The 12,828-nt window shown below is 37.9% G+C and carries 9 protein-coding genes and 1 riboswitch; of the genes, 3 read left to right on the top strand and 6 right to left on the bottom strand.

Annotated features, from left to right (window positions below; genetic code table 11):
- Nucleotides 1-199: 199 nt before the first annotated feature.
- The 4 genes from ppc to ACFX4G_RS13760 form a co-directional block, all read right to left on the bottom strand.
- The gene (gene ppc / locus ACFX4G_RS13745; protein ID WP_377575301.1) at nucleotides 200-2,968 is read right to left on the bottom strand and encodes a phosphoenolpyruvate carboxylase; all 2,769 of its coding nucleotides are present in this window, start codon (nucleotides 2,966-2,968) and stop codon (nucleotides 200-202) included.
- A 462-nt stretch (nucleotides 2,969-3,430) separates the two neighbouring features.
- Nucleotides 3,431-3,940 carry an acyl-CoA thioesterase gene (locus ACFX4G_RS13750; protein ID WP_043980336.1) on the bottom strand — a complete coding sequence of 170 codons (510 nt, stop codon included), beginning with the start codon at nucleotides 3,938-3,940 and terminating at the stop codon, nucleotides 3,431-3,433.
- A gap of 151 nt (nucleotides 3,941-4,091) precedes the next feature.
- Nucleotides 4,092-5,132, bottom strand: coding sequence for a DUF5105 domain-containing protein (locus ACFX4G_RS13755; protein WP_377575441.1), 1,041 nt, complete (start codon nucleotides 5,130-5,132; stop codon nucleotides 4,092-4,094).
- A 182-nt stretch (nucleotides 5,133-5,314) separates the two neighbouring features.
- Nucleotides 5,315-6,910, bottom strand: a complete 1,596-nt coding sequence (locus tag ACFX4G_RS13760) for a glutamate/serine transporter AimA (protein ID WP_013055516.1) — start codon at nucleotides 6,908-6,910, stop codon at nucleotides 5,315-5,317.
- Between the two features lie 56 nt (nucleotides 6,911-6,966).
- Nucleotides 6,967-7,045, bottom strand: a riboswitch (ZMP/ZTP riboswitch).
- Between the two features lie 385 nt (nucleotides 7,046-7,430).
- Between ACFX4G_RS13760 and ACFX4G_RS13765 the strand changes: the two genes are divergently transcribed.
- The 3 genes from ACFX4G_RS13765 to ACFX4G_RS13775 all read left to right on the top strand — a co-directional run bounded on the left by ACFX4G_RS13765 (nucleotide 7,431) and on the right by ACFX4G_RS13775 (nucleotide 10,110).
- The gene (locus tag ACFX4G_RS13765; protein WP_080621362.1) at nucleotides 7,431-8,030 is read left to right on the top strand and encodes a cupin domain-containing protein; all 600 of its coding nucleotides are present in this window, start codon (nucleotides 7,431-7,433) and stop codon (nucleotides 8,028-8,030) included.
- Nucleotides 8,031-8,407: 377 nt separating this feature from the next.
- A complete protein-coding gene (locus tag ACFX4G_RS13770; RefSeq protein ID WP_043980340.1) occupies nucleotides 8,408-8,611 on the top strand; it encodes a DUF3311 domain-containing protein in 204 nt (67 codons plus the stop codon).
- Nucleotides 8,611-10,110 carry a sodium:solute symporter family protein gene (locus tag ACFX4G_RS13775; protein WP_043980342.1) on the top strand — a complete coding sequence of 500 codons (1,500 nt, stop codon included), beginning with the start codon at nucleotides 8,611-8,613 and terminating at the stop codon, nucleotides 10,108-10,110. Before ACFX4G_RS13770 ends, ACFX4G_RS13775 begins: the two co-directional genes overlap by 1 nt.
- A 30-nt stretch (nucleotides 10,111-10,140) precedes the next feature.
- Here the strand turns inward: ACFX4G_RS13775 and ACFX4G_RS13780 are convergent, their stop codons facing one another.
- Complete coding sequence (locus ACFX4G_RS13780; protein ID WP_043980344.1) at nucleotides 10,141-11,571, bottom strand: alanine/glycine:cation symporter family protein; 1,431 nt, start codon at nucleotides 11,569-11,571, stop codon at nucleotides 10,141-10,143.
- Between the two features lie 103 nt (nucleotides 11,572-11,674).
- Complete coding sequence (locus ACFX4G_RS13785) at nucleotides 11,675-12,664, bottom strand: glutaminase (RefSeq protein ID WP_377575305.1); 990 nt, start codon at nucleotides 12,662-12,664, stop codon at nucleotides 11,675-11,677.
- Between the last annotated feature and the right edge of the window lie 164 nt (nucleotides 12,665-12,828).

The following is a 12,828-nucleotide window of genomic DNA, read 5'->3' on the forward strand; positions in this document are numbered from 1 at the left end:
TTCAATCTAGTTCCCCATCACTCGTATTCAGTTGTAGAATATTTCCATCTTTTTTCTATTCTATCATTGATTTTTCTCAGTGCCTATTTAACAGGCGGAAGTTCTCTTTAAAAGAGAGGGAACTGACAGGCAGTTCTTTATGTGAGAAGAATAAGCAAAAGACACCTCTTTTATTTTCTTGAGGTGTCTTTTGGTATCATCAGCCTGTATTACGCAACCCTGCTGCAATGCCGTTAATCGTTAATAACGCTTCTTTTAAAAGTTCTTCATTTAACGTTCCAGCCTCATCTTCACGCAGCTTGGAAATGACCTTAACTTGTAAGAATGTTAGAGGGTCCACATACGGATTTCGTAATTTAATAGATTCTTTAATCGTAGGAAGATGATCCATTAATTCTTTTTGACCTGTGATTTGAAGAATCATTTCTTTTGTGAGATTATACTCTTTTTTAATAGCGGTAAAAATCCGCTCTGAAATAGCCGGGTCTTGTACCATTTCCGTGTATTCTTTTGCTGCCATTAAATCTGCTTTTGTTAAGGCCATTTGCAGATTATCGACGGTCGAGCGGAAAAATGGCCATTCTTTATACATTTGCTGAAGAAGCTGTATATCTCCGGATTTCTCTACTAAATGCTGTAAGCCCGTACCTGCAGCGTACCAGGCTGGAAGCAGCTGTCTGCTTTGCGTCCATGCAAATACCCACGGAATCGCTCGCAAGTCTTCAAAGCGATCACTTCCTTTTCGACTCATTGGACGTGACCCAATATTTAAAGCCCCCAGCTCAGGAAGAGGTGTAGCTTGTTTAAAATACGTTAAAAAGTCTGGATCTTTGAAAACAAGCTCTTGATACTTACGTAAAGAAGCAGTTGAAATCTCGTCCATTGTTTCTTCCCATTCATGTGTACGAATATCACATTGTTCAGCTTCTTGAGAAACATTTGCTGCCGCTGTAAGAAGAGCTGAGACCGCTTGTTCAAGGCTTCGGTAGGCAATGTCATATAAAGCATATCTAGAAGAAAGAACTTCTCCTTGCTCTGTAATTTTCACACCGTCTCCTAGCGTCTCAACAGGCTGAGATAAAATGCTTCGGTTTAACGGTCCACCTCCCCGGCCTAGTGAGCCGCCTCGGCCATGGAAAAACTTCAGACGAACTTGATACTTCCTCGCCATATCGTGAATTTCCTGCTGCGCTTTATAGAGCTTCCAATTAGCAGTAAGCGTTCCTCCATCTTTGCTTCCATCTGAGTAGCCAAGCATAATTTCCTGCAAATCCTGCTGTTTCCTTAAGTGCTCACGATAAAAATCTAATTGAAATAGCTGTTCCATGATTTTAGGACCCGCTGTGAGATCATCAATCGTTTCAAGCAGCGGAGCTATATTTAACTTACTTTCAATGCGGCCATCTGCATGAAGGCGGTAAATACCCGCTTCTTTGGCGAGTACCATAACTTCTAACAAGTCACTTGCAGACTGGGTCATACTGATTAAGTAGACTTCAATAGATCTTTCTCCAAATTCTTTATGTGCTCGATGAATCATGTTAAATACTTCAATTACTTGCTGCGTTTCTTTAGAGTAATTCTCTACAAACGATATCACAGGTCTTGGGTCTTGAAGAACTTTACCTAGCAGCTCAACTTTTTTCTCTTCCGTTAACGCTGAATAATCTTCAGCTAAAGAAACAGCATGGAAAATTTCTTTGATTGCCGCTTCATGTTCCCCGCTGTGATTACGGATATCAAGCGTTGCTAAATGAAAACCAAACAGCTCAACTTGGCGAATTAATTTACATAAGCTTTTTAACTGATAATCCTGAGGCTGGTGCTTTTGCAAGCTATCTTTGATTAGAAATAAATCATGTAGAAGTTCTTCCGACCTTTGATAGCCTGCTTCCGATTCTCCAACTAAATTTAATTTATGAAGCATAATCGTAAGCTTGCAGCGATATACTTCGTGTTTGATTCTCCATCGCTTTTTCTCAGGCAGCAGCGATATTTCTTGATTAATAGAATCAAGAAGATTATCTGAAACTGCGACTCTTTTTGTAGACTGACTTAACCTTTGTCTCAATTGAGTAAGCGACTCTTTATATTTACGAATAGCTAACTTCCTTTGTTTGACAAGCGTTTGCCACGTTACTTTAGGAGTTACGTTTGGATTTCCATCTCGGTCTCCGCCAATCCATGAACCAAACCGAAGAATATTAGGCACCTTCCAATTTTCTTCAGGGTAATTCTCCTGCAATGAATTTTCCAACTCCTGATGAAGTTGAGGAAGCACTTCAAATAACGTTTCATCAAAATAATATAATCCATTGGATACTTCATCCATTACCGTCGGCTTGCGATCTCGCAGTTCATTTGTTTGCCATAAAATTAATACTTCGCTAAACAGTCTTTCTTCAATTTCCGTACGTTCACGTTTTGTTAACGTTGGATTATCCAAGTTTTTTAGAAGCTCAGCCATTCGTTTATGAATATCAAGGACACTTCGTCTAGTGGCTTCTGTTGGATGAGCAGTGATGATGAGCTCTAGAGATAGAGTTTGAAGCAAGTTAACAATTACGTCTGGCGCCACGCCATTATTTTTAAGCGAAACAACGGCACTTTCCAATGAGCCCGGCTGCATAATAGAATCTTCTTGCTGCTGATATTCGCGTCTGCGACGAATTCGATGATTTTGCTCTGCAATATTAACTAAATGAAAATAAACTGCAAACGCCCGAATAACCTGCTCGCGCATCGGCTGTTCAAGAGTAACGATTTCATTTTTTATTTCTTTATAGATAACTTCATCTTTGTTTTCTCTAAGTGATTTTGCTACTTCGCGTATTTTTTCTACTTTGCTGAGCAGTTCCTCTCCACCTTGGTGAACCAGAACTTTCCCTAACAATTGACCGAGAAACTTTACATCACGGCGCAGGGCAGTGCTGCTGTTTTGTCTTTCTGCTGCTTCTACTGTTACCATTAGACACGACACCTTCCTTTATAAATGTTGTACTTTTTAAACTTTTTAGAAAATTATATTAAATTCATATTACCATGAATGAAAATAAATTTCATATAATTTTATTTCCTCCTCTCGTTCAAGAGAGGAGATTCATCAAATATAAAAGAGAGGTTAAGACATAACTAAATGAATCCAATCTAAAGACGAACAAATGGGATATATAAGTCGAACCGCTTGTGACACCGCAGTTGATTTCTGTGCAAGACTTTGCTTTCCGCAGGTGGCCGATGAGCCTCCTCGTCTCTTTCGCTTTTCCCCCCTTAGTCTTCCTCTTGCCCTCCAATCAGCTGCTAGAAGGAACGAAACAGATGAAACCTACGTTTACCATAACAAAAAAAACGAACCACTAATCAAACATGTTGATCACTGGTTCGTTTTTCATTTGAGCTAAAACACTTTTGTCTCGGCCTCTCTTTTATGCTACCAAGGTTGTCCTAAATCCAATACCGAGGCTAGTTCATTGCTTTTTTTACGCACTTGTTTACGCGTGGTAGCGCGATCTGCCCCCGTTTGAAACAGGTATTTTTCTTCTTCTGTTTCTGGAATAAGCTCCGGTACTGCGCGGGGCTTTCCATCATCATCCATTGCCACAAAAGTTAAAAATGATGTAGCTGCAATTTGACGCTCCCCGGTTTTTAAATTTTCTTTAATCACTTTCACAAACACTTCCATGGATGAACGACCTGCCCATGATACGTATGACTCCAAACATACAGAATCCTGAGGCGTAATAGGGTGCAGAAAATGAATAGAGTCTGCTGAAGCTGTCACACACTCTGTACGACTGTGACGATAAGCTGAAATGGACGCAATCATATCAATATCACTCATTAACTTTCCGCCAAATAACGTATTGTGATTATTAATATCATTAGGAAAAATGCGGCTCGTTCGAACTGCCTTTGTATCTTTACAATAATTTGCTTTCATTAGTAAGAACCTCCATTGATGCCTATCATAATAAGAATAAAAGAATGAATGAACCTATACTAGCATATTTTGATAAATTTAGCTTTACAAAAAGCTCGTTGATTTATTTACAGAAAACAAAAAAGAGAAGAAAAATTCTTCTCTTTTTTGTCTATCGAATATAGCTTGATCCAAACGTTTTACCTAAAGAATCACTGTATAGGTCACTTGATTTTACAGTCCATTTCTCATCTTCTTTCACCATAAAAATTCGTAGGGGACGACTTCCTTCTTTCGTTTCTAATTCATTTACAATATCTTTGAATTTAGAAGCCGCAAACTCTTCAGAGTGTTCTGTATCGTAATCTTTCGTTTCATCTGTGTATGCTCGCTTAAGCTGCGATACGTATGAATATAAGTCTGATAAATCAAGAGTAGTGTACTCCACTTCTACTACGGCTTTATTATTTGCATTCGCAATCACATTTGTTTTCACGTTTGCTTTTTCTTTTAAAACATCTTTATACATGTTAAAAAAATCTTTTTTTGCTTTGTCGGTTAAACTGTTAGAAAACGCACCTTTTAATTCCTCATTAAACGCTTTTTTCTGTTCTTCTATGACAGCTGTTTTATCTGCTGTTACATATTTATCATAGTCTACGTTTTCTTTGTTTAAGTAAAGGACTTCTGTGTAAGCTTGCAGAGCTTTTTCTGGGTCTTGCAGCTTATTATAGCTTTTGGCGTATTTTTTCGTATCCAGTGTTAATGTCACTTCGTCGATTTCTTCATCATAATCAGATGATTTTGGCTGAAGCCCAATTTTGTACTTTTTATCTTTTTTGACTTCAAAGACAAATGTTAATTTTTTTTGCTTTCCAGCGCCAATCTTGTCAGATGCACTGCTTTCTAGTCCAAGCTCACGACTGTTCACTCCAGTTTTTGGAGACAGCTGTTCATCTCCTTCGTATAAATACACACCGTCATAATCTGATAAAGATATACTGTTTTTGGATACATTTTTCACTTTTAAATCAACTTTCAACAGCCCTTTTTCTTCACTTGTAGCTCCTTCATCACTATCTACTAAAATGTAAGAAGCGCTGTCAATGGATGCTTCAATCGCCTTATTTTTAGCCGAAGTGGATCCTCCCGTTTCCTTAGAACTGTTGCAAGCCGCTAATACTAGCATAAGTACAAAAGCCAAAACATTCATTTTTTTCACAGCTTCCCAATCCCCTTTATTTTGTTTTTTTAGAACTTTATCCCAAATAAAGGTTCCCCCTGTATAAATACTTAAACCTTAAAATCTATATTTTTTACAATATTTTGATAAAAACTAAGTCTAAATTCTCCACTGACCTAAATAAAAAAACACGAGCACGGGCTCGTGTTTTTTTATTTAGATTTAAAATTTTCTTGATTGATTTGTTCAGCTTCTTTCATATATCGGTTAGATTTGCCGCTTTTAATTCCCCAGTAATAAAAAGCTAATGATACGCAAGCAATCACTAGCATATCCCATCCGAAAGGCAAAATATTTTTGCCTCCGAATTTTTCGCTTCCTATGTAGGAAATAAAAATCATGCACGCTAAATAGATAAGCATCCAAGCCCCGGTTAAAAATTCTTTTTTAAAGCCCACCCATTTATTTTTCGCTTGGTAATAAAAATAAACAGGCAGGCCAATTGCCATAATAAAGATCACTTCACCTGTAAGCGGCCATCTTGCCCAGTAAAGCGTCAAGGAAGCAAAAACGAAGCCGCATGGCGCAATAACTGATGCCCCTTTTAAATAAAATGGACGGTAAAAGTGTGAAGCCGTTTTTCTTAATGTTATAAGCGCCACAGGACCCATAATATAAGAGATAAGCGTCGCTACTGAGATTACTTCTGCTAAGACACCCCATCCTCTAAATAAAAAGAGAAACAAGAAGCAAGCTGCTAAATTTAGCCACATAGCTGGGCGCGGGACATTGTAAAGTGGATGAAGAGTACCAAATATCTTTGGCAAGTATCCATTTTGCTGCATCCCGTATAACATTCTAGAAGTAGTTGCCGTATATGTAGCACCTGTGCCGGAAGGAGAAACAAATGCGTCTGCGTATAACACAATTGTTAGCCAGTTAATTCCAAGCGCAATCGCTAAATCAGCAAAAGGAGAATTAAAATTCAAGTGATTCCATCCATCAGCAATTGATGACGGACTTACTGCTCCGATAAAGACAATTTGCAATATAATGTATACAATTCCTGCAATAAAAATTGAACCAATTACAGCTATCGGAATCGATTTATTAGGTGATTTTGCTTCTCCTGCCATATTTACAGGACTTTGAAACCCATTAAATGCAAACACAATACCTGATGTTGCCACTGCCGTTAAAACACTGGCCCACCCATAAGGGGCAACCCCATGCTCACTTGAAAAGTTTCCACTATGAAAACCAGCGAAAAATAAAGCCCCTGCCGTTAAACCAGGAATAATTAATTTAACAATCGTAATAAATGAGTTTGCTTTCGCAAAGAGATTTACCGTCCAATAGTTCACAAAAAAGTAAACGAATAATAACAAAGACGCAACTGCCAACCCCTTGGACGTTAAAATTCCATTGTCTACCAATTCATGAGTCCAGCGAGCCCACTTCCACGGCCAAGTACTCATATATTGCACAGATGCAATAGCCTCCACTGTTATCGTTGAAGCGATTGAAATCCAGTTAGCCCAAGCAGCCAAAAAACCAATAAATGATCCGTGTGAATACTGAGGATATTTAACCATCCCCCCTGCTTGTGGAAACATCGCGCCCAGTTCAGCATATGATAGGGCAATGGTCAAAATAACCACCATTCCAATAACCCATGAAAAAATAGCCGCGGGTCCCGCAATTTGAGCTGCTTTCCATGCTCCAAACAGCCACCCTGAACCGATAATCGAACCTATGCCTGTCATGGTTAAAGCAAATGTTCCCATCTTCCTTTGCATATTGCTCATCCAAATCTACTCCTCTTCCCTAGGAAAATAAAAAAAACACTTGCGGAATTCTCTCAAGTGTTTGCCCAGGCGCGCGGCTTATACGCTATATGCTCCCCCATGGTCATCCATGTTGCGCCAGTCACATATAGGAATATATTTTTTATCAGTATATAACATTCATTTCTATTACTCAATACACAAAAATGTTTACATTACTTTTATAAAGATAATAAATTATTCGTAAAATTATGAATAAACCCTCTGAAAATCTCTTTTTAATTACAAAAACAACTAAAATCCTAACTTTTCTTGTTGTTTGATTCTTTTACTCCACGAGCAGATTACCTTCTAAAAATTATATTAATATATAATATTCATTTACATAATAAGAATTAACAGCTATATATCCATAGAATTCTTGCACTAGACCCTTTACTTATATACAATATGAAGAAAAGATACTAAAGTGAACTGCCCACCGCTTAGCTACGCTTGAAGTGGGAGACTTCTTTTAGGAAAACGTTAAAACCTACATATCATGCACTTCGCAACAAATGAAGTACTTCGAGCAAACTTCTCTGTTTACGCAAGCACAAAACAGGGAAAATTACGAAAAAAGATTGTTAGAGGGATGCTTATGAATTATGCAAATGTAAAAGTTCTTTATTTTGATGACGACGGAACCATTCCAAATCACCCTCGTCTTCCAGTTTTGTTGTATGAACACGTATTTATTAGTAAGAAAGAGAAAGTGGAGAGCATTTTTAATTCTCACAACTGGAAAAACAGCTGGGTAGGCGGCATACATGATTTTCACCATTACCACAGTAATTCTCATGAAGCACTAGGTGTAATTAGCGGATCTGCACGTTTAAAACTAGGTGGACATATGGGGGAAAATATCGTGGTGCATGCTGGCGATGTGCTCGTACTTCCTGCAGGAACAGGGCATATGCGTCTGCAGTCAACTGCTGATTTTAAAGTGGTTGGAGCTTATCCAGAGGGCATGGATTACAATTTAAGAACAGGAAAACAAACTGATCGCCCTCACGTATTTGATGAAATTGCACAAGTACCTATTCCTACAACAGATCCTGTTTATGGCGACAAAGGACCACTGACAGAGTGGTGGAACTAGACAAGCACTTATTGTCTAGTTTTTTTATTTGCTCTGTTTTATTCTTTCCATGAATCTCTATTTGAACATACAAATTCTTTTCTTATGATGCAATAGCAATATACTTTATCTCAGCGAAATAATAAAAACTTCCCGGTCAAAACTAAATTTCTTCTTTTCCGTTCTCTTTTTGCTTCAAGAGCAACTTCGCTTAGATTATCCCCCTTTTTTTCCTTCGTAATCATTTCAAATATACTCCCACCATAAGCTCTTTTTTGTTTTTCTAAAAAAATTTCCATAGATTATAACGAAATTTTCAAAAAACTTATTGCTTTACCATGTCAGACTTGCTATCATAGTGAACATTGTTAGATAAATTTTTAGTAGGAGGAGTAAAATTGAACAGAAAATTCATAATTTTTATTTTATTCATCATTCCATTTATTGCTCAATTCGTTTTTTTACCTTTTGTAAATAACATTCATCCAATTATTTTTGGATTACCTCTTTTGCATTTATGGTTATTTTTATGGGTCTTCTTAACGCCTGTGTGTACATTTATCATTTATCGTTTACAAAAATCTTGGGGGGACATTGAATAATGCAAGGAAATTTAACCGCACTTTTAATCACATCAGCAATTGTTCTTGTCGTTATCGCCATTGGTTTTATAGCGGGACGTGACAAATCATCTAGAAGCTCAGTTGAAGAGTGGGCTGTAGGTGGAAGACGTTTTGGAAGCCTGCTCGTCTGGCTTTTAGTAGGAGCAGATTTATATACTGCTTATACATTCCTAGGTCTTACAAGTACAGCTTATCAGGGGGGAAGCATCGCATTTTTTGCTATTCCTTACTCTGTTTTAGCCTTTTTAATTTCATACTTTTTTCTTCCAAAGCTTTGGACTGTTGCTAAAAAGCACAAACTTACTACGCTTGCTGATTATGCCAGAGAACGTTTTAGCAGTAAATTTCTCTCCTCTTTAATTGCTATAGTAGGTGTATTGATGCTCATTCCATATATTGATCTTCAGCTTAGCGGTATTCAAGATACTCTTCGCGTTGCAGGAACTGGCTACATTAACGTAAAAGCAGTCGTTATTCTTTCATTCTTTCTTGTGGCTCTTTATACCTTTTTCAGCGGAATTAAAGGTCCCACATATACGGCAATTATTAAAGATATTTTAGTATGGGCGATTATGTTATTTATGGTTGTTTCTCTGCCAATTATGCATTTTGGAAGCTGGGGCAACATGATCGACAATGTTGCAAAGGATTCACCTCAGCTATTAACGATCCCAACACAAGGACCTAAAGGCATTCCATGGTTTATTACAGCATCACTCGTATCTGCTTTAGCTTTATTCATGTGGGCCCACGCTGCTACAGGTGTTTTCACTGCTAAAAGTGCAGATTCGCTTCGTAAAAATGCTATTTTCTTACCGCTTTACAATATTGTTTTAATTCTAGTCATCTTCTTAGGATTTATTGCTTATCAAGTATTACCTCAAGATACAACGGATCCTAGATTAGCATTATTAACCTTAATTCAATATTCATATGGCGGCATTGGCCAAGGGTTAGCTTATGCAACGATTGCTCTTGCTTCATTAATTCCATGTTCTATCATGGCTATCGGAGCGTCTAACTTATTTGCAAATAATATATTCAGAGATTTAATTAATCCAAATGTACAGGGTAAAACATTAACAATGGTTACTCGTTCTATGGTTTTCGTTGTTATTGGACTGGCACTTTTATTCGGTTTATTATTCCCTCAAGCACTTGTTTCCCTACAGTTACTAGGGGTATCCGGTATGGTACAAATCTTCCCGGCTATCGTTATCAGTCTGTTCTGGAGAAATCAATCGAAAGAAAGTACGATTGCTGGATTAGTAGTAGGGCTGGTTGTGACGTTTACCGTACATGCCACAGGAAATTCATTTGGTCTTTATGAAGGATTCTGGGGATTATTATCTAACTTACTCGTAGTTGTTATTTTAAATCCAATCTTTTCGGCCAAAACAAAAGCAGCAACTAACGGCGTGAAAGAAACATTGTTTTCTAAAGGCACTGCGCAAACTGAATTAAAGAAAAACGCATAAAAAAAGTTCAGCCAATTGGCTGAACTTTTTTTAGATAATATTCTCTTTTTCAGAAGGGGGCGGAGCAGATTCTCTTTCCCAACATTCGATATTTTGATTGTTTTCTAACGCATCTCTATAAAAGACTGGATTTTTCCCTTCCTTTTTTTGCTCAGTATAGTCATGCAAGGCGGAAAATGCCACTTTCGATAATAGAAAAATAGCAATCAAGTTCACGACTACCATCATCCCCATAAATAAGTCTGCCAAATTCCATACAAGCTGAAGCTGAGCGATCGATCCAAAAATAACCATCGCTAAAACACCTACACGATAAGACCAAAGCCACAACTTATTTGAATTTAAAAACTCAATATTCGTTTCTCCATAATAATAATTGCCAATTAACGTACTAAAAGCAAATAGAAATACCATGATAGCTAAAAACCCTGATGCCCAAGAGCCAATATGGGTACTAAGAGAAGCTTGCGTTAGTTCAATGCCGCTTAGTCCCTGCTTATAGGCGGGGGATAAGAGAACGATAAATGCTGTGCTTGTACAAATCACGAGTGTATCCGTCAAGACACCAAATGCTTGGATAAGACCTTGTTTAACTGGATGGCTCGTCACTGCAGTTGCCGCGGCGTTGGGAGCACTTCCCATTCCTGCTTCATTGGAAAACAGTCCGCGCTTTACTCCGTTGATTAACGTTGCACCAATTGACCCCCCAAGCGCCTGTTCAAATCCAAATGCATTTTTCACAATTAGAGATAGAACCGCAGGCATTTGATCGATATTTTTAAAGATAATGAACAGAGCCATTCCAATGTATAAAACGGCTAATACGACCACGATGTATTCCGATATCTTGGCGATGCGTTTGATTCCGCCAAAAATAATTACCGCAAATATAACTGTCATAATAATCCCAACCAACAAGCGGCTCGTTCCAAAAGAGTTCTCAAATGCTAGCGTAATCGTATTAGACTGCACAGCGTTAAACACTAGGCCAAATGATAGTGTAATGAGTACAGCAAATAGCCCGCCCATCCACCTTTTATTTAACCCTTTTTCCATATAATAAGCGGGTCCTCCTCGAAACCCGTTTGATCCTTTTACTTTATAAATTTGAGCGAGTGTACTTTCTACAAAACTTGATACTGAACCGATAATGGCAATAATCCACATCCAAAATACAGCACCCGGGCCACCAAGTGCAATAGCAATCGCTATCCCTGTAATATTTCCCGTTCCTACTCGAGCTGCCATGCTTATGCAAAAAGCTTGAAACGGAGAGACTCCTCCACCTTTAGCCGCTCGTCCTTCTTTCAAAACAAGGACCATTTCTTTCAACATGCGAAACTGCAAAAAACGAGAGCGAATCGTAAAATAAATACCAATTGATACAAGTAAAATAATTAATAAATTCGACCAAAAAAAATCATTGATGACGCTAATCACACTTTCGACTGCTTGTTGCATGCCTATCACCTCATTAAAAAATTTGGTAGAACAAATGCACAACATGAAAGTTTTTTCTCTTGGTGTTTATATTATTGAAGCGAATGAAGAGTACGGAAATAGACTAAAAAATACTCAAATCCCATTCTTTTGCGATTTTTTTTAGCAGCGTAACGCCTTTTACGCTATTCCCGTACTCATCAATAGCTGGACTGTATATTCCGATACCGCATCCGTCTGGAAATGGAGACTGCTTTTTCGTATTAGGTGGCACCAATGACATGATTCCTCCCGATACACCGCTTTTAGCTGGCATACCAACAAATGCCGCAAACTTTCCTGAAGCATTATACATACCGCATGTAAGCATGAGCGCTTTTGTTAATTTAGCTACTTCTTTTGGAATTACTTGTTTGTGAAACACTGGATGATATCCATCTAATGACAGAATTAATCCAATCAGTGCAATATCTTCAGTCGTTACTTCAATTGAGCACTGCTTTAAGTAAACCTCTAGAACCTCTTCTACTTCTCCTTGTAAGTAGTTCGTTTCTTTTAAATAGTAGGCAAGCGCACGATTTCGATGAGACGTTTGCCATTCAGATTCAAAGACCGTTTCATTAATGATTGGTGTTTTCCCGGTAAGCATTGTTATCACATCAAACAAATAGGTTAATTTTTCTTTTGCCGTCTCCCCAGATAAAAGAGATGAAACCGTTAAAGCACCCGCGTTAATCATAGGATTGAACGGCTTTCCTGGTTTATGCATTTCCAGTCTTATAATAGAATTAAATGCATCTCCAGTTGGCTCTACATCCACTCTCTCTAGCACATAAGGAATGCCGCAGCATAAGCAAGCTGCTATAAAGCTAATGACTTTAGAAATACTTTGAAGAGTAAATACCGATTCATAGTCTCCAGACTGGATAACAGTTCCGTCAGCACCAATCAAACAAATACCTAATTGAGACGAGTCCATATCTTTCAGAGCTGGAATGTAATCGGCCGTTTTTCCTTCTGAAGAAAATTCTTTTATTTGCTCTACCCACTCATGTAACTGCTCTTTTGCAGTGACGTGTAAGTAAGACATTTCCTGTTCAATTTCTCTTTTCATTAAAATCACCTCATCACTTAATTAACTTTTTATTTTAAAGCGCTTTCATAAAACGGGATTTCATTTTCGTTTTTAATGTACAATGCAACCTACGAGAGCATACAAAAACCTACAAAACTTTTTGTAATTATATTTTTATCTTTGGCACTCTTCTCCATTGTGCT

The organism is Priestia sp. YIM B13486 (assembly GCF_042787865.1).
Classification (GTDB): domain Bacteria; phylum Bacillota; class Bacilli; order Bacillales; family Bacillaceae_H; genus Priestia; species Priestia megaterium.